General features: G+C 42.2%; 14 protein-coding genes. 4 read left to right on the top strand and 10 right to left on the bottom strand.

Features of this window, described 5'->3' with window-relative positions:
- The first annotated feature begins 190 nt into the window (after window positions 1-190).
- From AC6H44_RS00595 to AC6H44_RS00580, 4 genes are all read left to right on the top strand, one after another.
- Window positions 191-1,864 (top strand): phosphoethanolamine transferase, encoded by a 1,674-nt coding sequence (locus tag AC6H44_RS00595; RefSeq protein ID WP_500736844.1) that lies wholly within the window; start codon window positions 191-193, stop codon window positions 1,862-1,864.
- A complete protein-coding gene (locus AC6H44_RS00590) occupies window positions 1,861-2,232 on the top strand; it encodes a diacylglycerol kinase (protein WP_500736843.1) in 372 nt (123 codons plus the stop codon). Before AC6H44_RS00595 ends, AC6H44_RS00590 begins: the two co-directional genes overlap by 4 nt.
- Window positions 2,223-4,157: an LTA synthase family protein gene (locus AC6H44_RS00585; protein ID WP_500736841.1), complete on the top strand. Its 1,935-nt coding sequence runs from the start codon at window positions 2,223-2,225 to the stop codon at window positions 4,155-4,157. The genes AC6H44_RS00590 and AC6H44_RS00585 overlap by 10 nt, the downstream gene beginning before the upstream one ends.
- A gap of 100 nt (window positions 4,158-4,257) precedes the next feature.
- A complete protein-coding gene (locus AC6H44_RS00580; RefSeq protein WP_500736840.1) occupies window positions 4,258-5,136 on the top strand; it encodes a TraB/GumN family protein in 879 nt (292 codons plus the stop codon).
- 283 nt (window positions 5,137-5,419) lie between these two features.
- Here the strand turns inward: AC6H44_RS00580 and AC6H44_RS00575 are convergent, their stop codons facing one another.
- The 10 genes from AC6H44_RS00575 to rplJ all read right to left on the bottom strand — a co-directional run bounded on the left by AC6H44_RS00575 (window position 5,420) and on the right by rplJ (window position 22,513).
- Complete coding sequence (locus tag AC6H44_RS00575) at window positions 5,420-7,750, bottom strand: fatty acid cis/trans isomerase (RefSeq protein WP_500736839.1); 2,331 nt, start codon at window positions 7,748-7,750, stop codon at window positions 5,420-5,422.
- Window positions 7,750-8,115 (bottom strand): hypothetical protein, encoded by a 366-nt coding sequence (locus AC6H44_RS00570; protein WP_500736837.1) that lies wholly within the window; start codon window positions 8,113-8,115, stop codon window positions 7,750-7,752. The genes AC6H44_RS00575 and AC6H44_RS00570 overlap by 1 nt, the downstream gene beginning before the upstream one ends.
- A gap of 366 nt (window positions 8,116-8,481) precedes the next feature.
- Window positions 8,482-9,666 carry an elongation factor Tu gene (gene tuf, locus AC6H44_RS00565; protein ID WP_500736836.1) on the bottom strand — a complete coding sequence of 395 codons (1,185 nt, stop codon included), beginning with the start codon at window positions 9,664-9,666 and terminating at the stop codon, window positions 8,482-8,484.
- 63 nt (window positions 9,667-9,729) lie between these two features.
- Window positions 9,730-11,844: an elongation factor G gene (fusA, locus tag AC6H44_RS00560; protein WP_500736835.1), complete on the bottom strand. Its 2,115-nt coding sequence runs from the start codon at window positions 11,842-11,844 to the stop codon at window positions 9,730-9,732.
- Between the two features lie 27 nt (window positions 11,845-11,871).
- Window positions 11,872-12,342 carry a 30S ribosomal protein S7 gene (gene rpsG, locus AC6H44_RS00555; protein WP_010555004.1) on the bottom strand — a complete coding sequence of 157 codons (471 nt, stop codon included), beginning with the start codon at window positions 12,340-12,342 and terminating at the stop codon, window positions 11,872-11,874.
- 97 nt (window positions 12,343-12,439) lie between these two features.
- Window positions 12,440-12,814, bottom strand: a complete 375-nt coding sequence (rpsL, locus tag AC6H44_RS00550; protein ID WP_002958885.1) for a 30S ribosomal protein S12 — start codon at window positions 12,812-12,814, stop codon at window positions 12,440-12,442.
- 194 nt (window positions 12,815-13,008) lie between these two features.
- Window positions 13,009-17,184, bottom strand: coding sequence for a DNA-directed RNA polymerase subunit beta' (gene rpoC, locus AC6H44_RS00545; protein WP_500736833.1), 4,176 nt, complete (start codon window positions 17,182-17,184; stop codon window positions 13,009-13,011).
- Window positions 17,185-17,286: 102 nt separating this feature from the next.
- Window positions 17,287-21,312, bottom strand: a complete 4,026-nt coding sequence (gene rpoB / locus AC6H44_RS00540) for a DNA-directed RNA polymerase subunit beta (protein WP_500736832.1) — start codon at window positions 21,310-21,312, stop codon at window positions 17,287-17,289.
- Window positions 21,313-21,581: 269 nt separating this feature from the next.
- Window positions 21,582-21,944 (bottom strand): 50S ribosomal protein L7/L12, encoded by a 363-nt coding sequence (rplL, locus tag AC6H44_RS00535; RefSeq protein ID WP_064668694.1) that lies wholly within the window; start codon window positions 21,942-21,944, stop codon window positions 21,582-21,584.
- 74 nt (window positions 21,945-22,018) lie between these two features.
- The gene (gene rplJ / locus AC6H44_RS00530) at window positions 22,019-22,513 is read right to left on the bottom strand and encodes a 50S ribosomal protein L10 (RefSeq protein ID WP_500736829.1); all 495 of its coding nucleotides are present in this window, start codon (window positions 22,511-22,513) and stop codon (window positions 22,019-22,021) included.
- Between the last annotated feature and the right edge of the window lie 231 nt (window positions 22,514-22,744).

The raw sequence follows: 22,744 nt of genomic DNA, 5'->3' as shown, positions 1-22,744 counted from the left end.
TTTATTCCTTTATTTCAGTACAGGTAATTCATTATTCTTATAATAGAAAATTTGGGTTTGATTAATTTTTAGTAAACCGCCCCATTTTTTATCTAACAAAATAAAAATAAATCGAGTTCTTAAGCGTTTCTTAAGCGTTTCTTAAGCGTGGCAGCCTAGCATAACAACGTTCACTAAAAAGAGGCGTGTTATGAACTCAACTTTCAAACTCAGTAAGCAACCGCAAGCAAAGACTAAAAAATGCTTTTATTTTAATTGCAGTGCCAATGCATTTATTATTTTTATGGCTTGTTATTACGGCTTAGTTATTAATATTCCATTTATGCATGGTGCGTTTAGCGCTATTACCTCGTTGCACACGTTTTCATGGCTATTTTTGTTTTCTGTGCCGCTACTACTGATTTGTTTGTTAATCATATTCTTTTCAGTGGTTTCTATTCGGGGAATATTAAAACCCATTAACTACTTGCTGCTAGTGCTCTCGAGTGCGGCGTTATATGGCTCATTGAACTACGGTGTGGTGTTTGATTATTCCATGATACAAAACACCGTCGAAACTGACTCCAGTGAAGCGTTAAGCTATTTAAACCTGCAACTTGTTGGCTTTTTACTGCTTTTTGCCGCATTACCTGTCTTTATTTTGAGTAGAATAAAAATAAACTGCGCCCGTCCATACAAAGAAGTTATTAGCCGTCTTAAACTACTTTTAGCAAGCTTTGCACTCATTGCGTTAGTGGTCGTTAATTTTTACGCCGATTACGCGGCAACAGGTCGTAATAACCGTATTCTTAAAAAACAAATCATTCCATTTCAATATCTCTCTAGTGGCTACAAATACGCCCGTGACCAGTTACTTTATAGCGATATTGAATTTAAAAATATTGATACCACACCAACTTTAACATCGCCAAGTACAACACGAGTTACTGTCATAATGGTAGGTGAAACTGCGCGAGCTGAAAATTTTGCCTACCAAGGCTATGAGCGTAATACCAACCAATATACACAAAAACATAATGTCACTTATTTCGATAACGTATCGTCGTGTGGCACGGCCACGGCAGTGTCAGTACCGTGTATGTTTTCACTGCAAACTCATGCCAATTTTTCTCGTTTAGACAGTGATAATCAGCAAAACGTGATTGATTTGATACAACAAGCAGGTGCAGATGTCTTGTGGGTTGATAATAATAGTGGCTGTAAAAACATCTGCACGCGCGTACCTACCATTAATATTGACACTAAAGCATCCGAACTATGTGATGGTAAATACTGTTTTGATGAAGCGTTACTAACCCCACTAAAGCACAAGCTTGCCAACTTGAGTCAGGCTAATACGGTTATAGTGCTGCATATGATGGGTTCACATGGGCCCACTTACTTTAAGCGCTACTCTGAAAAATTTAAACAGTTTAGCCCTACCTGCGACCGCAGTGATATTCAAAACTGCAGCGCTGAAGAACTGATTAATACTTACGACAATACAATTGCCTATAGTGACTTTATCAACGCTCAAGTTATTGAACAATTAAAGGCACTGCCAGCCAATATTGATAAGCAATTACTGTATGTGTCTGATCATGGTGAGTCGCTTGGTGAAAATGGCGCGTACTTACATGGCTTCCCCTATGCATTTGCACCAACAGCTCAAACCCATGTACCTCTTTACATCTGGGCTGATGAGCATAATCAGCGCATCACAGCCAAGTGTCTCAACAACTTAAATAGCACTTTAGCGCAATCACACGATGCTATTTTTCACACCCTTTTAAACTTAACCGGTGTTGCGAGTAAAACCTACCAAACCTCAGAAGATTTACTGGCGTCATGTCAAACGATTAACCATAGCGAAACTAAAATATGAAAAATAAAACCGTTATAAAACGCCAAGGCCTAATGCGCCTAATTTTTACCTTAAGTCACACATTTAATGGCCTAAAATGGATGAGCCGATTTGAAGCTGCTTTTCAACAAGAGTTGATTTTATTTAGTTTGTTAAGTGTATTTGCCTGCTTGCAAGAGATTACTTTAAGTAGCAAATTAATATTGATTGCCAGCTTATTGTTTGTGTTATTTGCTGAGTTGGTCAATACCGCAGTCGAAGTGGTGGTTGATCGCATCGGCAGCGAATATCATGAGCTATCAGGCCTAGCTAAAGATATTGCATCAGCCAGTGTATTTATCGCCATGCTTATTGCTATTTTAGTTTGGTGGTCTGTGCTATGGGCTTAATCAGTAGCGCTAAAAAAGTACTGGGGCCATTGTGGGTTTTAGCGGTATTTTTTTTCGTATTCTTAAGCGTGCTAACTTTTGCACGATTAGGTTTAAGTTTGTGGCAAAGTGGCCGCGTATTTACCGAAGGCGCCTGGCACTTTGTTTTTGTAGGCGGTTTGCGTGTTGATATAGCCACATTATGCTACATCATAACCCCCGCTTTATTACTAACACTTGCAGCACATGCCCTCAAATTAACCGCTTATATTCGAGGAGTCGTAAAGTGGTATTTAGTGATAATGGCTGCAATGTTAGTATTTTTTGAGGTTATTACACCCACGTTTATTAACGAATACGACTTACGCCCTAATCGCTTATTTATTGAATACCTTATTTATCCTAAAGAAGTCTCTAAAATGATTTTTTCAGGTTACAAACTCGAAGTCCTCTTCGCTGTTTTAGCGCTCGTTTTCACCATTAAATTTGCTAACAAACTTCTTACTCAGCAATGGCAGAACCGCTCTTCACTAGGGGCAATAAAACTATCACTATTAGCTGTTATTATATGTAGCCTAACACTCTTAGGCGCTCGGAATTCATTAGGGCATCGCCCATTAAACCCCGCTATGGTAGCGTTTTCGACCGACCACTTGCTGAATGACCTCACGCTTAATTCATTGTATAGCGTAGCATTTGCGTTTAAACAACTCGCCAATGAGCACTCAAGTCAGGCCTATTATGGCAAAGTACCTCAAGATGAGTTACTCGCCACAGTGCGCAATACCATGCAAAACCCTCAAGCAATATTTAATAATCCAAATGCCCCTACCCGCACTTTTCATCAGGCAAGCTATCAAGGTAAAAAGAAAAACCTGGTTATTATTCTGCAAGAAAGCTTAGGCGCTCGCTATGTAGGCACCTTAGGTGGCTTACCCTTAACGCCTACTATAGATGCGCTTTACCAACAGGGCTGGGGGTTTGATAACCTATATGCTACTGGCACTCGCTCTGTACGCGGTATTGAAGCAGTTATAACCGGCTTTACACCGACTCCCTCGCGCGCGGTTGTAAAACTCGATAAATCACAGCGTAACTTTTTTACCATGGCTGGCTTTTTAAGTAAGCAAAACTACCACACCCAATTTATTTATGGCGGAGAAAGCCACTTTGACAACATGCGTAGTTTCTTTTTGGGTAACGGCTTTAGTGATATTGTTGATAGTGAAAGCTTCGATAACATTGATTTTAATGGTTCATGGGGCGCATCTGACGAAGATTTATTTACTCAAGCAGATAAAGAACTCAATAAATTACAACAACAGCAAAAGCCGTTTTTTAGTCTGATTTTTAGTAGTTCTAATCACAGTCCTTATGAATTTCCGGACGGTAAAATTACCCTGTTTGAACAACCAAAGCAAAGCCGTAATAACGCCGCTAAATATGCAGATTATGCCTTAGGCACATTCATTGAAAAGGCGAAAAAATCATCTTACTGGGACGATACTGTGTTTATAGTGATTGCTGATCACGACTCGCGCGTGTCTGGTTCCAGCCTTGTACCTATCGATCACTTTAGAATTCCTGCGGTTATTTTTGGCAACGGTATTAAGCCCAAACGCGATCATCAATTAGCCAGTCAACTGGATATTCCCACTACCTTACTGTCGCTTATTGGCGCCAGCGGTGAACACCCAATGATTGGTCACGATCTCACACAAACTGTGGCCAAAAACAAGCAGCGTGCAATGATGCAGTACGATAAAAACTTTGCTTACATGCAAAACGACAACGTGGTTATTTTGCAGCCAGATAAACCGGCAACCACCTATATTTATAAAAATAAGCAATTACACCCCAGACATAACGATAGCGCACTCATTAAGCAAGCTCGTGCACTGGCTAATTATGGCAACATGGCCTACAGCAATAATTGGTATCAATAACACCGAAAAATGCCTGATTGATTAATCAGGTATTTTTACGTTACCTACAAAGTAAACTAAGTTAGTATTTATAAAACAACTTAAACTTAGTTAGGATTTTATGAAGGTGTCATTACGTATCAGTCATTTATTTATGGTGTTATTACTTTTAGCCTTTAGCGTTAATGGCTATGCAGCACCGGCTCTATTCAAAATAGAAAAACAAGGCGCTAGCTCGTATTTATTTGGCACAGTGCATGTAGGTGATGCCAGCATGAAAGGGCTGCCACAACAAGTAACTCGCGCACTGGATAACAGTAATCAAGTTATCGTTGAAGTGGATATTAGTAAACTCTCCCCATTACAAATGCAGCAACGCTCTATGCCGTTTATGCTGCTTACCAATGGGCGCACATTGCAAAGTGAGCTTTCAGCAAAAAATTATCAACAACTCAAAGATTACTTTGCAAAAAAATCGATTGATATTGCCATGTTCAACAGCTTTAAACCTTGGGCTGTTATGTTAACTATGATGCAAATTGAATTTCAAAACGCCGGCTATTCAGATAAAAACGGCATTGATAAACAAATACTCGAGTACGCCCAAAAGCACAGTATTAACATTGCACAGCTAGAAACCATAGAGCAGCAACTGCAAATGTTTAATGGCTTAGAGTCATTAAACAATGCCATGATGACAGAAACCTTTGAGCAACTAAGTGATATTAACACTTACTTTATTACCCTTGTGGATGCATGGAAAAAGGGAGATATGCAAACCTTAACCAGCTATTACCACACCAGCTTTGATGATAGCCAGTACGGCCAACAAAGCGAACGAGCAATGCTGATTGAGCGTAATAATAATTGGATGACTCAGCTAATCCCTAAACTTAAAAAAGGCAATGTATTTATTGCAGTGGGTGCGCTGCACTTGGTTGAGCAGCATGGTCTGATAATACAACTTCAGCGCAAAGGCTTTAGCGTCACTCGCCTGTGATTATTCACAAAGAAGATAAGAGGCGCGCGCTTTAGAGCAAAAAGATACTAGGTTCTAGGCTATTCGTAGGTCGTGCTTTAGCGCGTCTATTCCATTAACTAAAAACTGTCGCCATAAATGACGACCTACAAGATGAATAGTTAGGTTTTGTGCCTCATGGATTCAAGCCATAATTTTTTGATGGCTTAATAATGCCCCTAGAAAACTCACTTCATTTTGAGTACATACAGCACACTGCTTTCTTTGCCCGAAGCCCGTAACTCGAAGCCCGAGGCTCACAGTATTAACGATTCTCTAGTCGATTATAATCAAACATCCCAAATTCAACACCTCGATACTGACGAGCTACTTGATGTAAAATATCGCTATATTGCCAAAATTGCGGGTGAGTTCGACGAATCGCAAACTTAGACTTTAAAGCGCGATAATCAGTTTCCACTTGCATCAATGGTAACTGCTCTGCAAAGGCTTTAACCTGTTGTGGGTTATTTAAATACCAAATTGCTGAAGGGTAATCACCTATAAAACCTGGCACAATTGTCACCGTGTCTTCTTCATAAGCACGCTGTGCACCTTCGTTTAATAGGCTTGAAATATTATAGTGCGCGTTATGATGAATAATTGTATAAGCTTGGTGCTCATTTTGCTGTTTGACTAAAACAAAAGATAATTGCGGTAACAAGTTAATTGCTTTAACAGGCATTACATTAATCGCATTTAATGGCTTTGGTACTTTTTTGTAATTATAACGAGGGCTTAGCGCTGACTGAAGGGTCTGTTTAATCAAGCCATACAACTCTGACTGTGGCTTATCTGTTTGATAGTTAATTCCACTTGGCTGACTAAACTTACCGCTATTGTCAAAAAAAGTCGATAAGCTAGACGGTGATTTACGATACCAGCTATGCTTTATGGTCTCACGCTCTGATTCAGGTAATAACGCAAGAAAGTTTTGTTCACCTTCTAAGCGTAAAAAGTCCATATATAAACGCGTCACCAACTGATGGCCAACATTGCCATAAACATCAAATCCTGCCACTAACAAGTAATGAATACGCTCAAATAATGCATAATCTAAAATCCACATGGTTTTAGGTTGTTGGCCTATTAAGCCTTTCACTACAGTTGCACTATCAAAGTGGCGAAAAATGGTCAGTGCTGCATTTTGGTTATTTCCTTCTCCTTTCCATAACAGATCAGTGGTTAAATGCTCACCATTTTTGAATAGTTTATTAGCAAGCGCCACCTTCGCTTTTAAATAGCGCTTTTCGCGTACTGAATATTTTACCCAATTAGATAGAGGAAACGCATTGCTTTGCACCGCTGCGGGTAACTCTAACGCATCTTCATATTGCATTAGCATCTCACCTACCTCTGGAGTCGCTACTTTTTTAGGATCTGCAAACGCCACCCAAAAATGATCATTAATCACATTCAACGCTATTTGACCACGACAAACAGGGCCTTTAATAAACCCCATAATTATCAGCTCAGCCTCATCAAGCATAAATTGGTATCTGGCATTAACTGGCAAAGCTTCAAAAGTTTTAAATGGATTTGAGGCAAGTGCGGGTTCATAGCTTGGTAATTTATCAACGGGGTAATCTGGCGCAATGAACTGCTGATAAAGACGCGCTAGCTTTTCATTATTTAACTTAAGTGGTAAATGTGTTTTAGATAAAATGGTCGAACGCTCTTGCATTAGCCGGTAATAAATACGCTCTACGTCAGGGTTATCGTAAGGGCGACGTAAATTAATCGGCTTAATATCTTCGCCCGGTGGGGTACTTGAGCGCACCAACTTAAAAAAGCTAGGCGTGTCAGTATCAATAAAATAAATATTGGCTAAAAACCAATGCTCATAAATATAACGCGCTGATAACTGGTACTTTAAACCATCTTGATTTAAAAACTCCTCCCAGTCTTTTACGTGCATTTGCTCAAGGGCTGATGGCGACTTTATATGCGCCATTTTACCGCCTTTTTTCATCCAGTTTTGTAAGTGCTGAAATTCTTCGGTTGATACGCCTGGCAAGCCATAAGGCATACCCCCATGAGGTTGCTCATCAGCTAGCTGGTCAAATTCTTCCATCGTCGTACAGCTTTGCTTGCGGTTAAGCGAAAAATCAAAACGCGCATCTAATATATCATCCTCTGGCAAAGGTGAACTTTGCTTTAATACCAGTGTATTAAATAATACACTGGCTGCTAAATTAGCTTCTTCGGTTTGTATTCGCTCGTTTAATACTGGACTAAACTTTTTATCACGCCATTGTTCAGTCGTGGTTGCATCAAATAGTAATCGGCTAGGTGTTGTAGCTAATAACCGAGTGCCATCGTACACCAACTCTTTACTAAGTCCTCTGTCAATACCTTCAGGGGACGATAGTTTTAGTTGGCAAGGCGCATCATAACAGCCATGACACACCACGCAGCGCGTATCTATCACTGGCTTTACGTGTTGTAAGTATTCAGCGCCGTCGCCACTATTAGCGGCAACGATGCGCGCTTGTGTTTTTTCGGGACCAAATAGATCGCTAAAATGAGTATTACCTAAATAAGCACAACCGCTTAAAATAATTAGTGTCAATGTGCTTATAATCGCCTTTTTCATTACTCAATCTCGTCGCCTAAATCAAATGTAGGCATCATATCTATTTGAGGAGATACAAACGTCAGATTATCAAGTGTAGTCACTGCAGCACTTAATAGAGGGCCTTGAGTTATAGTTAACTGGACGTCATGATCGCTTTGCGTTTCTACGCTTGAAAAGCTTGAGTTGATAATACTCAATTCATAGTCAGCAATGCTAATGCCAATACTACTGTCTGCTCTGGGGTTCTGACACAGCTGAGTAAGTAGCTCATCAGTTAAAATTACTGAAACTTGCAAGTCAGGTTGTGCTAAGTCACGCGAACTTAGTGTTTCATCTAAAATAAATAAAGGAAGGGTTAAATTACTTTCTTGCTCTAGTTCCATTGGACTCTCTGCGCTACTGACTATTTATTAATTATTATAACAAGGTTCCAACTTAAATAACGATAAACAAGTCTTAAAATAGCCTCGTTAATTTATAAACGGTGCGTTCAAAGCTGTTAATGTGTCTAAATCAGACTAAGCTGCTGATAGCTGAAAACTAATCGCTTTGCTTCAGGCATTAAAAAACCCGAGACTAAGCTCGGGTTTTTTAGTATTAATTAGCTAGGCTAATTATTACTCTACGATAGTTGCTACAAAGCGCCTACGCCTAAGGTAAGAGCGCCACCTTCACATGACACAAATTACAGGCATTAAAAAAGGCCACCTAAGTGACCTTTTTCCAACAATTAACTTAGACGTTAATTATTACTCTACGATAGTTGCTACAACACCAGCGCCTACAGTACGACCACCTTCACGGATAGCGAAACGAAGACCTTCATCCATCGCGATTGGCGCGATTAGTGTGACTGTCATCTTAACGTTATCACCAGGCATTACCATTTCTACGCCTTCTGGTAACTGTACGTCACCTGTTACGTCAGTTGTACGGAAGTAGAACTGTGGACGGTAACCTTTGAAGAATGGCGTATGACGACCACCTTCATCTTTCGAAAGTACGTATACTTCTGAAGTGAATGTTGTATGTGGGTTGATTGAACCAGGCTTAGCTAGTACTTGACCACGTTCAACGTCTTCACGCTTAGTACCACGTAATAGTGCACCGATGTTCTCACCAGCACGACCTTCGTCAAGCAGCTTACGGAACATTTCAACACCAGTACACGTAGATTTAGTTGTATCATGGATACCAACAATTTCTACTTCGTCATTGATGCGGATGATACCCGCTTCAACACGACCAGTTACAACAGTACCACGACCTTGGATTGAGAAAACATCTTCGATAGGCATGATGAATGGCTTATCGATGTCACGCTGTGGCTCTGGAATGTAAGAATCAAGTGCGTTTGCAAGTTCAATGATCTTGTCTTCCCACTCTTTCTCGCCTTCTAACGCTTTAAGCGCAGAACCAGCGATTAGTGGTAAGTCATCACCTGGGAAGTCGTATTCAGTAAGAAGTTCACGCACTTCCATTTCTACTAGCTCAAGTAGCTCTTCATCATCAACCATGTCACATTTGTTCATGAATACGATGATGTAAGGAACGCCAACTTGACGAGAAAGTAGGATGTGCTCACGTGTTTGTGGCATAGGGCCATCAGTTGCAGCTACTACTAAGATAGCGCCGTCCATTTGAGCAGCACCGGTGATCATGTTTTTAACATAATCGGCGTGTCCAGGACAATCTACGTGTGCGTAGTGACGAGTAGGCGTATCGTATTCAACGTGTGACGTTGAAATTGTGATACCACGCTCGCGCTCTTCTGGAGCGTTATCGATTGATGCGAAATCTTTAGCAACACCGCCGTATACTTTTGCAAGTACGTTAGTGATTGCTGCTGTTAGTGTCGTTTTACCGTGGTCAACGTGGCCGATTGTACCTACGTTTACGTGCGGTTTTACGCGTTCAAACTTTGCTTTTGCCATCTTAAAAAATTCCTAATAAAGAAATTAAAGTCTAACTCACTATTAAGTTAGACAAGCTAAAAATCATATTACAGCGCGAGCTGAAATTATTGTATCTGCAACCTGCTTAGAGGCCTCGGCGTACTTCAAGAACTCCATAGAGTATGAGGCACGACCTTGAGTTGCAGATCGTAAAGCAGTCGCATAACCAAACATTTCAGATAGTGGAACTTGCGCATTTATCTGCTTAAGTCCACCGAGTGCATCTTCCATGCCTTCGATCATGCCGCGACGACGGTTTAAGTCGCCAACTACATCACCCATGTTTGCTTCAGGAGTGAGTACTTCAACCTTCATTACTGGCTCTAAAAGTGCTGGGTTCGCTTCAAGCGCCCCTTTTTTCATTGCCAGTGAACCTGCTATCTTAAATGCCATTTCATTCGAATCTACATCATGGAATGAACCATCATATAAAGTCGCTTTCACGCCAAGTAATGGGTAGCCTGCCAGTACGCCTTGAGACATTTGCTCTTGGATACCTTTATCTACCGCAGGGATGTATTCTTTAGGAACTGAACCACCAACAGTTTCGTTAACAAACTCATAAATTGGCGCTTCATCATCCGAAATATCCATCGGTTCAAGTTTAAGCCAGACGTGACCATATTGACCACGACCACCTGATTGACGTACAAACTTCCCTTCAACTTTAACAGTTGAACGAATAGCTTCTCGGTATGCAACCTGCGGCTTACCCACGTTACATTCAACACTGAATTCACGTTTCATACGATCGATGATGATATCAAGGTGAAGTTCACCCATGCCAGAGATAATCGTCTGGCCTGACTCTTCATCGGTTTGTACGCGAAAAGATGGATCCTCAGCCGCTAGTTTACCTAGCGCAATCCCCATCTTATCTTGGTCAGCGATTGTGCGAGGCTCAACCGCAACAGAGATAACTGGTTCAGGGAATTCCATCCGCTCAAGCGTAATAATAGAATTCGGATCACACAGTGTTTCACCTGTTGTTACGTCTTTGAGACCAATAGCCGCCGCGATATCGCCTGCGTAGACTTCTTTGATCTCTTCACGTGAGTTTGAATGCATCTGAACGATACGACCAAAACGCTCACGCTTACTTTTTACTGGGTTATATACCGCATCACCCTGTTTAACAGTTCCAGAGTAAACACGGAAAAAGGTCAAGGTGCCAACAAACGGGTCTGTTGCAATCTTAAATGCAAGTGCAGCAAACGGCGCTTTATCATTAGCAGGGCGTTCCTCTTCGGTTCCATTCTCAAGGATACCTTGGATTTGTTTCACTTGTGTTGGTGATGGCATATATTCAACAACGCAATCAAGCACAGCTTGAACGCCTTTGTTTTTAAATGCACTACCACAAGTAACTGGAACAATCTCATTAGCTAATGTGCGTTGACGCAAAGCATTTTTAATTTCTGCTTCACTTAACTCTTCACCTTCTAAGTATTTATCCATTAGTTCTTCTGTTGCTTCAGCAGCGCTTTCAACTAAATGAGCGCGCCATTGCTCAGCTGATTCCAGAAGTTCTGCCGGTATCGCCTCATAAGAGAAAGTCATACCCTGGTCCGCTTCGTTCCAGTTAATTACTTTCATTTTTATCAGGTCAATAACACCTTTAAAATCGTCTTCCGCGCCAATTGGCAACTGGATTGGAACAGGCGTTGCTCCAAGACGAGATTTCACCTGGCTAACCACCGCTAAGAAGTCAGCGCCCGTGCGATCCATTTTATTTACGAAGATCATTCTCGGCACTTCGTATTTGTTCGCTTGACGCCAAACCGTCTCAGTTTGCGGCTGCACACCCGATGAAGCACAAAGAACAACTACCGCACCATCGAGTACGCGTAAAGAACGCTCTACTTCAATAGTGAAATCGACATGCCCTGGAGTATCAATAATATTGATACGATGGTCGTCAAATTGCGCGTCCATCCCTTTCCAGAAACACGTTGTTGCAGCAGAAGTGATTGTGATACCACGCTCTTGTTCCTGCTCCATCCAATCCATAGTTGCGGCGCCATCATGCACTTCACCGATCTTATGAGAAAGACCCGTGTAGAACAAAATACGTTCTGTTGTGGTGGTTTTGCCTGCATCTACGTGAGCAACAATACCTATATTACGATAGCGCTCAAGTGGAGTTGTACGTGCCATAAAATCCTCTTAAAGGTTAAGGACAGATTACCAACGGTAATGAGCGAATGCTTTATTCGCTTCAGCCATACGGTGAACGTCTTCACGTTTCTTAACCGCAGTGCCTTTATTATCAGAAGCGTCGACGATTTCTTGAGCTAAACGTAAGCCCATAGATTTTTCGCCACGCTTACGTGCAGCGTCTACTAACCAACGCATACCTAATGCGTTGCGACGTACTGGACGTACTTCAACAGGTACTTGATAAGTAGAACCACCTACACGGCGAGATTTAACCTCTACCTGTGGACGGATGTTATCAAGTGCTGTTTCAAAGATTTCTAGGTGCGACTTGCCTGATTTCTCAGCAGCCACGTCTAGCGCACCATAAACGATTTTTTCAGCAGTAGATTTCTTGCCATCTAACATTACGATGTTAACGAATTTAGCAAGAAGCTCCGATCCGAACTTAGGATCTGGAAGAATTTTACGTTGACCTATTACGCGTCTTCTAGGCATTTTGTATCTCCGGTTTATTCAGGTTTGCTCTTTCGAGACAATAACCCAAAACAATAATTAATAATATTTAGTGCTTGGCCTTACTAACGGAATACAATTAGCCTTTAGGGCGTTTTGCACCGTATTTAGAACGAGCTTGACGACGGTCGCTAACGCCTGCACAGTCAAGTGCACCACGTACAGTGTGAAAACGCACACCTGGTAAATCTTTAACACGACCACCACGGATTAGGATTACACTGTGCTCTTGAAGGTTATGACCTTCACCACCGATGTATGAAGTTACTTCGAAACCGTTAGTTAAACGTACACGGGCTACTTTACGTAACGCCGAGTTTGGTTTCTTAGGTGTAGTTGTATATACGCGAGTACATACACCACGCTTTTGCGGACACGCTTTAAGCGCAGCTGAGTTACTTTTAGTAACCTTGCTACGACGTGGCTTACGCACTAGCTGGTTAATAGTTGCCATTTAAATAGCTCCTGAAATTAAAATTACTACTGAAAAAAATAAAAAATCCGCCCTTGTTTTACGAGCATGTTTTAAACGTGCAAGTAAACGGGTGGCGGAATTTTAATGAGCAAAGATTGAGCTGTCAACCTAAACCGCTAGCAAGGCAGTAGATAACTGCCTTGCTAAATCCTAATCTATTGATTAGGTTCAGTTTATTGATTTCCTGACATATCAGCGTTTAAAGCATCGGTAAGTGCTTGAGTTGCCTCTTCTGCACTGACTGTTTGCTCTTCAACAACAACTTTACTCTGCTTACGACGAGCCATACGCTCTTGGTGATACGCAAAACCAGTACCGGCTGGGATCAGTCGACCCACAATTACGTTTTCTTTCAGACCGCGTAGTTCATCGCTCTTACCATTTACAGCGGCTTCTGTTAGGACACGCGTGGTCTCCTGGAATGAAGCTGCCGAGATGAAAGATTCTGTGGCCAGTGATGCTTTAGTGATACCCATTAACTGGATTTCATACTTAGCTGGTAATTTGCCTTGAGCTTCAAGGTCGCGGTTTGCGATATTCACGCGTGCCACTTCGATTTGCTCTCCGGCTAAAAATTCACTATGACCGCCGTCTAGAATGATACATTTACGGATCATTTGACGGATAATTGTTTCAATGTGCTTGTCATTGATCTTAACGCCTTGCAAACGGTAAACCTCTTGCACTTCGTTAACGATATAGTTAGCAACATGAGTCACACCACGTAAACGCAAGATATCATGCGGTGATTCTGGACCATCGGCGATAACTTCACCTTTAGACACTTGCTCACCTTCAAACACGTTAAGTTGACGCCACTTCGGGATCATTTCTTCGTAATGATCGCCTTCAGCAGGGGTAATAACTAAACGTTTCTTGCCTTTAGTCTCTTTACCAAAGCTAATCGTACCAGTGATCTCAGCTAAGATAGCTGGCTCTTTTGGTTTACGCGCTTCAAATAAGTCGGCTACGCGTGGTAGACCACCCGTGATATCACGTGTTTTCGAACCTTCTTGCGGAATACGTGCTAACACGTCACCTGGGTTTGCAGTCGCACCGTCAGTGACTTCAATCGTAGTAAATGAAGGAAGACGTGTTTCTTGCAAGCCACGCTCATCACTTTCGATGATAAGCTTTGGTTCTTTCGCATTCGCTTTAGAAAGATCTTTGACAACAACACGAGTCAAACCGGTTAGTTCGTCAGTTTGTGCTTCTGTGTTTGAATCATCAATATCACTAAACGATACTTTTGATTTATGCTCAAGAACAATTGGGTGACTATGCGGGTCCCAAGTAGCGATAATATCGTTACCTTTAACTTCTGCATTGTCTTGCACTGTTAATACCGCACCGTAAGGTACTTTATAGCGCTCTTTCTCACGACCATAACTATCAATAATAGTTAGCTCAGTAGAACGAGAGGTAATAACAATTTTACCCTCTGTGTTTAATACATATTTAGCATTATGAAGTTTTAATGTACCGTTAGTTTTAACTTGTACATTGTTTTCAGCAGACGCTCTAGATGCCGCACCACCGATGTGGAAGGTACGCATCGTTAACTGTGTACCCGGCTCACCGATTGATTGCGCCGCGATAACACCGACTGATTCACCCGCGTTGATGATATGACCACGTGCAAGGTCACGGCCATAACACTTAGCACATACACCAAAGTCGTTATCACAAGTGATAACTGAACGTACACGAACTTCATCTACTGAGTGCTCTTCTAACAGGTCACACAGTTTTTCATCAAGCATGATATTGCGTTCTACAAGTACCGTATTAGTACCTGGAATTACAACATCCTCAGCAACAACACGACCTAGTACACGTTCACGAAGTGCTTCTACAACGTCACCACCTTCAATAAGCGGTTTCATTGTTAAGCCATCTTCTGTGCCACAATCGTCCTCATTGATTACCAAATCTTGTGCAACGTCTACTAGACGACGCGTTAGGTAACCCGAGTTCGCTGTTTTCAATGCGGTATCGGCAAGACCTTTACGCGCACCGTGCGTTGAGATGAAGTACTGAAGTACGTTTAGACCTTCACGGAAGTTAGCCGTGATTGGCGTCTCGATGATTGAACCATCTGGACGTGCCATTAGACCACGCATACCTGCTAGCTGACGGATCTGAGCGGCACTACCACGCGCACCTGAGTCGGCCATCATAAACACGGAGTTAAATGAGGCTTGCTCTACTTCTTCGCCTTTAGCATTGATTACCGTGTCTTTTGACAAGTTGGCCATCATTTCACGTGATAAGTTTTCATTTACACGTGACCAGATATCAATAACTTTATTGTACTTTTCACCAGCGGTTACTAGACCTGACTGGAATTGCTGGTTAATTTCAGTTACTTCAGCTTCTGCCGATTCAATGATCTGTGCTTTAATTGGCGGGATAACTAAGTCATCAATACCAATTGAAACACCTGACTTCATTGCGTAATGAAAACCGGTGTACATAATTTGGTCAGCAAACAAAACAGTGTCTTTTAGACCAAGACGGCGGTAACACTCGTTGATTAACGACGATATTTGCTTTTTACCTAAGGCTTGGTTAATTGACTCATACGGCATGCCTTTTGGTAAAATTAGCGACAAAATTGCACGACCAACAGTGGTATCGATAACAGTGATAGTGTCTTCAACAACACCGTCTTCGTTTTTAACTGATTGGCTAATACGCACTTTCACAATAGCGTGAAGGTCGGCATTACCACTGCGGTATGCTTTTTCTGCTTCTTTAGGGTCTTTAAATATTGCACCTTCGCCTTTGGCGTTAATGCGATCGCGCGTCATGTAGTAAAGACCTAATACAACATCCTGTGAAGGAACGATGATTGGCTCACCATTAGCTGGCGATAAGATGTTGTTTGTCGACATCATTAACGCACGTGCTTCTAGCTGTGCTTCAATTGTAAGCGGTACGTGTACCGCCATTTGGTCACCATCGAAATCGGCGTTATAGGCCGCACATACTAATGGGTGCAAATGGATTGCTTTACCTTCGATAAGCACAGGTTCAAACGCTTGGATACCCAAACGGTGAAGTGTTGGCGCACGGTTAAGTAATACTGGATGCTCACGAATTACTTCATCTAGCACATCCCATACTTCGGCAACTTCACGCTCAACCATTTTTTTAGCAGCTTTGATTGTCGTAGCCATGCCACGACGCTCTAACTTGCCATAAATAAATGGCTTGAAAAGCTCAAGAGCCATCTTCTTAGGAAGACCACACTGATGAAGCTTAAGTGTAGGACCTACTGTGATTACAGAACGGCCTGAGTAATCTACACGCTTACCAAGTAAGTTTTGACGGAAACGACCTTGCTTACCTTTGATCATATCAGCAAGCGATTTGAGAGGACGTTTGTTAGAACCTGTAATTGCACGACCACGACGTCCGTTATCAAGTAGCGCATCGACCGCTTCTTGTAACATACGTTTTTCGTTGCGTACGATAATATCAGGTGCTGCTAAATCTAGTAGACGCTTAAGACGGTTATTACGGTTAATAACACGACGGTAAAGGTCATTGAGATCAGATGTCGCAAAACGACCACCATCAAGTGGTACTAATGGACGTAAGTCAGGTGGCAATACTGGCAGTACTGTCATGATCATCCACTCAGGATTGTTACCTGATTGGTGGAATGATTCCATTAACTTAAGACGTTTAGTGATCTTTTTACGCTTGGTTTCAGAGTTAATTGTTGGTAACTCTTCGCGCATTTCAGCAATTAATTGCGCAAGATCGAGTTCACGCAGTAAGTCTAATACTGCTTCAGCACCCATCTTCGCTTCAAATTCATCGCCGTGTTCTTCAAGTGCATCTAGGTATTCTTCTTCACCTAATAACTGACCACGCTCAAGCGTTGTCATACCAGGCTCAGTTACTACGAATGATTCGAAGTAAAGAACACGTTCAATATCACGAAGCGTCATATCAAGCATTAAGCCGATACGTGACGGTAATGATTTTAAAAACCATATATGTGCAACCGGGCTCGCAAGGTCAATATGACCCATACGATCACGACGCACTTTAGTGAGTGTTACTTCAACGCCACACTTTTCACAGATCACACCACGGTGTTTAAGGCGTTTATATTTACCACATAAACACTCATAATCTTTCACTGGGCCGAAAATACGGGCACAGAATAAGCCATCGCGCTCAGGCTTGAAAGTACGGTAGTTAATAGTCTCAGGTTTCTTTACTTCACCGTATGACCATGAACGAACCATGTCTGGTGAAGCAAGACCAATGCGAATTGCATCGAATTCTTCGGTCTTATTTTGTTGCTTCAGAAACTTAAGTAAGTCTTTCACCTTAGCTCTCCTGTCGGAGTTAATCTTGAGGACGGATGATTTCGTCCCTACATTCTATTGAGCCGTAACAGGTGCTGTAGTTAACTACAGCACCTAATTGGCTTAATTTTCTTCCAACTCGATGTTGATACCCAGTGAGCGGATTTCTTTGAGCAATACGTTGAACGATTCTGGCATACCTGGTTCCATTTTATGGTTACCATCAACGATGTTTTTATACATCTTAGTACGACCGTTCACGTCATCCGATTTCACTGTTAGCATTTCTTGTAGCGTGTAAGCAGCACCGTAAGCTTCAAGTGCCCATACTTCCATCTCACCAAAACGCTGGCCACCGAACTGTGCTTTACCACCCAGCGGCTGCTGAGTAACAAGGCTGTAAGAACCAGTTGAACGCGCATGCATCTTGTCATCAACTAAGTGGTTCAGTTTCAGCATGTACATGTAACCTACGGTTACTTGACGTTCAAACTGATCGCCAGTACGGCCATCATAAAGTGTAACCTGACCACTACGAGGGTAGCCAGCTAGTTCAAGCATGTCTTTGATTTCGCTTTCTTTTGCGCCATCAAATGCAGGAGTAGCGATTGGTAAACCACCTTTCAAGTTTTCAGCTAAACGACGGATTTCGTCATCAGAGAAACTAGCAATATCTACAAACTGGCGAGATTCACCAATTTCATAAGCTTGCTTGATGAACTCGCGCAGCTCATGAACTTCGCGCTGCTCTTTCATCATTTCTTCAATACGCTCACCAATACCGCGTGCAGCAAGACCCATGTGTGTTTCAAGGATCTGACCGATGTTCATACGCGATGGTACACCTAGTGGATTTAGTACGATATCAACCGTGCGACCTTTGTCATCGTATGGCATATCTTCTACTGGTACGATAGTCGAGATAACACCTTTGTTACCGTGACGACCCGCCATTTTATCACCCGGTTGGATACGACGTTTAACAGCAAGGTATACTTTTACAATTTTAAGTACGCCTGGCGCTAAGTCATCACCTTGAGTAATTTTACGACGCTTGTTTTCAAACTTTTTCTCGTACTCAGCTTTAAGCTCATCGTACTGTGCAGCTAGTTGCTCAAGTTCAGCCTGCTTGTCTTCTTGTGCAAGGCTTTGAGTAAGTAGTTTTTCAGCATTGAGTGACGCTAAGTTGTCTTCATCGAAGCCCGCTGCAACTAGTAACGTGCGAGCACGCTCTAAAACACCTGACTCGAGAATACGGAACTCTTCGTTGAAATCTTTCTTCGCATCGCGAAGTTGCATTTCTTCAACTTCTAACGCACGTTTATCTTTTTCAACACCATCACGGGTAAACACTTGCACGTCGATTACAGTACCAGTTACAGAATTTGGTACACGTAAAGAGCTGTCTTTAACATCAGATGCTTTCTCACCAAAGATAGCACGTAGTAGCTTTTCTTCCGGTGTTAATTGCGTTTCGCCTTTTGGCGTCACTTTACCTACTAGAATATCGCCGCCTTTAACTTCAGCACCAATATAAACAACGCCTGATTCATCAAGCTTGCCTAGAGCAGATTCACCCACGTTCGGGATATCTGCTGTGATCTCTTCTGAGCCTAATTTAGTATCACGAGCAATACACTGTAGTTCTTGAATGTGGATTGTGGTTAGACGATCTTCTTCAACTACACGCTCAGATAGTAAGATTGAATCCTCGAAGTTGTAACCGTTCCATGGCATGAATGCCACGCGAAGGTTTTGACCAAGGGCTAAGTCACCTAAGTCTGTCGAAGGACCATCTGCTAACACATCGCCACGAGTAACCGGTTCACCAACCATACATGTTGGTTTTTGGTTAATACAGGTATTTTGGTTAGAACGTGTGTACTTGGTTAAGTTGTAGATGTCGATGCCCGCTTCACCAGGGATGCGTTCTTCTTCATGTACATTCACAACGATGCGACTTGCGTCAGCATACATTACTTCACCACCACGTTTAGCAACAATCGTTACACCAGAATCTTTCGCTAGTGTTAACTCAATGCCAGTACCTACTAACGGCTTATCCGCTTTTAATGTGGGTACAGCTTGACGTTGCATGTTTGAACCCATCAATGCACGGTTAGCATCATCGTGTTCTAGGAACGGGATAAGTGCAGCCGCTACAGAGATCACCTGTTGTGGTGATACATCCATATATTGCTGGTCCATGCGACCCATAAAGGTAGATTCACCTTTGTGACGACATGGAATAAGTTCATCTACAAACTCATTGGTTTCGGTTAAGTTTGAGTTCGCCTGGGCGATAACAAACTGACCTTCTTCAATGGCTGATAAGTAATCAACTTCATCAGTTACTACACCATCTACCACTTTACGGTATGGTGTTTCTAAGAAACCGTAATCATTGGTACGTGCGTACGTAGACAATGAGTTAATTAGACCGATGTTTGGACCCTCAGGCGTCTCGATTGGACATACACGACCATAGTGAGTTACGTGAACGTCACGTACTTCAAAGCCTGCACGCTCACGCGTTAGACCGCCCGGACCTAATGCAGAAATACGACGTTTATGCGTTACTTCTGATAGCGGGTTATTTTGGTCCATAAACTGTGATAACTGAGATGAGCCGAAGAACTCTTTAACCGCTGCCGAAATAGGCTTAGCGTTAATAAGATCTTGGGGCATTACCGCATCTAGGTCACCTAAGCTTAAACGCTCACGTACAGCACGCTCTACACGCACTAAACCTACACGGAATTGGTTCTCAGCCATTTCGCCAACACTACGTATACGACGGTTGCCTAAGTGGTCTATATCATCAACATCGCCAACACCGTTACGAATAGCAATCAATACTTTCATAACTGCAACGATGTCTTCTTTGCTTAATGTGCCAGGGCCTGTGTCTGAATCGTAACCAACACGGCTATTGAACTTCATACGACCTACAGTTGATAAGTCATAGCGTTCTTCTGAGAAAAATAAGTTCTCAAATAAGGCTTCAGCCGCGTCTTTTGTCGGTGGCTCGCCTGGGCGCATCATGCGATAAATTTCTACTAGTGCTTCTAAACGGTTGCTTGACGAGTCAATATTTAATGTGTTTGACATGTAAGCGCCGCTGTCCACTTCATTGATATATAAAGTATCAATTTTAGTGTGACCTGCTTTAACCAACTCAGCCATCATTTCAAGCGTTAGCTCGTCATTCGCAGTAGCAATGATTTCACCTGTTGATTCATCAACATAGTTCTTTGCTATAATACGGCCAATGATGTACTCGTGCGGTACTTCAAGTTGATTAGTGCCTTTTTTCTCGATGCTCTTGATGTGACGAGCCGTAACACGACGACCTTTTTCAACAAAGACTTCACCGTCTTCGCTCTTGATATCAAAAGCAGCAGTTTCACCACGTAAACGTGAAGGCACAAGTTCCATAAGAACTTTACCGTCAGTTACTTCAAACGCAGTAGTATCGAAGAAAATATCTAGGATTTCTTCACTCGAGTACTCAAGTGCACGTAAAATGATAGACGCCGGTAATTTACGACGACGGTCAATACGTACATATAAGTTATCTTTTGCATCAAACTCAAAGTCTAACCATGAACCACGATAAGGAATTACACGTGCGTTATACAGCACTTTACCTGATGAGTGAGTTTTACCGCGGTCGTTATCAAAGAATACACCAGGGCTACGGTGTAGCTGAGAAACGATAACACGCTCTGTACCATTGATTACAAAAGTACCGGTATCGGTCATGAGCGGAATTTCGCCCATATAAACTTCTTGCTCTTTAATGTCTTTAACTGTGCCTGGAGCTTCTTTGTCCATTACTACAAGACGCAGTTTCACGCGAAGTGGAGCAGAATAAGTCACACCGCGAATTTGACATTCTTTTACATCGAATACTGGCTCACCAATACGATAACTTACGTATTGAAGCTCAGAATTTCCCGAGTAGCTTTTAATTGGGAACACAGAACGGAAGGCAGCTTCCAAACCATGATCGCCATCAGCGTCCGGGACTAAGAATTTTTTAAACGATTCTAACTGCGTCGACAGTAAGAAAGGTATATCCAAAACTTGTGGACGTTTACCAAAATCCTTACGGATACGTTTCTTTTCAGAATAAGAGTAAGCCATGGGGTTCCTCAGCTTGCTAATCTTTGACCCGACCTGTTCTTGTAAGAACAGACTTAACTGGCATCTATGCCAAGATGTACAACATTTCACTGTTGTTCCAATTTAATCCCACCTCAACACTAGCAAACTATAAAGCGTTGAAATTAAAGAATAAATCAGATTTTATTTGCACTATAAGAATAGTCACTCCATAGCGCAAAAAGGCCGGTGATTAAATAATCACCAGCCCTTGCCTGATTTCTCAGACAGCGAACTTAGCAAAAGCTAAATTACTTAACCTCAACTTCAGCACCAGCTTCAGTAAGGTCTTTAGCAAGTGCTTCAGCTTCTTCTTTAGATACACCTTCTTTAACAGGTGTAGGAGCCGCTTCAACAAGTGCTTTAGCTTCTTTCAGGCCAAGACCCGTTGCGCTACGAACAGCTTTGATTGCAGCAACTTTATTAGCGCCAGCGCCAGTAAGAATTACGTCAAATTCTGTTTTCTCTTCAGCAGCTTCAGCAGCAGGACCTGCTACCATAGCAGCTGCAGCAGTTACGCCGAATTTTTCTTCCATTGCTTCAACTAGAGCAACAACGTCCATTACTGACATTTCAGCAATTGCGTCAAGGATTTGGTCTTTAGTTACAGACATTACAAATTTCCTAATAATTAACGGGCTCTAAGGCCCAAATAAATTTACACCGAAAAAAATTAAACAACTTAAAATTAAGCAGCTTGCTCTTCTTTCTGTACACGTACCGCTTCAATTGTTTTACACAATTTGCCAGCAGACGCTTCTTTCATAGCGCTCATTAAGCGTGCAACAGCTTCGTCGTATGTAGGTAGGGTTGCAAGCATAGCTGCATCTACTACATTACCTTCAAAAGCGGCCGTCTTAAGTTCGAAATGCTCATTCTTTTTCGCAAAATCTGAAAAGATACGCGCAGCAGCACCTGGGTGCTCTGATGAGAAAGCGATTAAGCTTGGACCAACTAATGAGTCAGAAAGGCACTCAAATTCTGTTCCTTCAAAAGCACGTTTTGCTAACGTATTACGGACAACTTTCATCCATACGCCATTTGCGCGTGCTTCTTTACGAAGGGCAGTAATTGCACCAACTGTTACACCACGAGAATCTGCAATAACTGCAGAAAGAGCACCATTGGCTGCTTCGTTGACTTCAGCAACAATTGCTTTTTTGCCTTGAAGATTTAAAGCCATGGGTGTTACTCCTGGTTTAATGGGTTACCGTACATCGGCTTCCCTGTTTTACTCTTCCCCGTCAATAAAGATGGAGATGCTTTTTACGGCGAGAGCCAGAAGATTAGGAAAAAATCTATCTGGGGATTCACACCGTCTACGTAGGTAAAATTAAGGCCTAAGCCGCCTACGGTCTTGGACGGAAGTTCAATTTATCGCATCAACCAAAGGCTTAGCGAAATTATGAACTTC

It is taken from the genome of Pseudoalteromonas sp. TAP-3C, assembly GCF_059888565.1.
The sequence above is the reverse complement of the archived record's forward strand: the minus strand, read 5'-3'. Positions and strand labels throughout refer to the sequence as shown.

What these genes read in the sequence shown, in the direction of transcription:
- tuf (WP_500736836.1), bottom strand. Translation starts at nt 9,666, where the DNA reads ATGGCAAAAGCAAAGTTTGAACGCGTAAAACCGCACGTAAACGTAGGT.
- AC6H44_RS00585 (WP_500736841.1), top strand. Translation starts at nt 2,223, where the DNA reads ATGGGCTTAATCAGTAGCGCTAAAAAAGTACTGGGGCCATTGTGGGTT.
- rpoB (WP_500736832.1), bottom strand. Translation starts at nt 21,312, where the DNA reads ATGGCTTACTCTTATTCTGAAAAGAAACGTATCCGTAAGGATTTTGGT.
- AC6H44_RS00575 (WP_500736839.1), bottom strand. Translation starts at nt 7,750, where the DNA reads ATGAAAAAGGCGATTATAAGCACATTGACACTAATTATTTTAAGCGGT.
- rpsG (WP_010555004.1), bottom strand. Translation starts at nt 12,342, where the DNA reads ATGCCTAGAAGACGCGTAATAGGTCAACGTAAAATTCTTCCAGATCCT.
- fusA (WP_500736835.1), bottom strand. Translation starts at nt 11,844, where the DNA reads ATGGCACGTACAACTCCACTTGAGCGCTATCGTAATATAGGTATTGTT.
- AC6H44_RS00590 (WP_500736843.1), top strand. Translation starts at nt 1,861, where the DNA reads ATGAAAAATAAAACCGTTATAAAACGCCAAGGCCTAATGCGCCTAATT.
- AC6H44_RS00570 (WP_500736837.1), bottom strand. Translation starts at nt 8,115, where the DNA reads ATGGAACTAGAGCAAGAAAGTAATTTAACCCTTCCTTTATTTATTTTA.
- AC6H44_RS00595 (WP_500736844.1), top strand. Translation starts at nt 191, where the DNA reads ATGAACTCAACTTTCAAACTCAGTAAGCAACCGCAAGCAAAGACTAAA.
- rplL (WP_064668694.1), bottom strand. Translation starts at nt 21,944, where the DNA reads ATGTCTGTAACTAAAGACCAAATCCTTGACGCAATTGCTGAAATGTCA.
- rpsL (WP_002958885.1), bottom strand. Translation starts at nt 12,814, where the DNA reads ATGGCAACTATTAACCAGCTAGTGCGTAAGCCACGTCGTAGCAAGGTT.
- AC6H44_RS00580 (WP_500736840.1), top strand. Translation starts at nt 4,258, where the DNA reads ATGAAGGTGTCATTACGTATCAGTCATTTATTTATGGTGTTATTACTT.
- rplJ (WP_500736829.1), bottom strand. Translation starts at nt 22,513, where the DNA reads ATGGCTTTAAATCTTCAAGGCAAAAAAGCAATTGTTGCTGAAGTCAAC.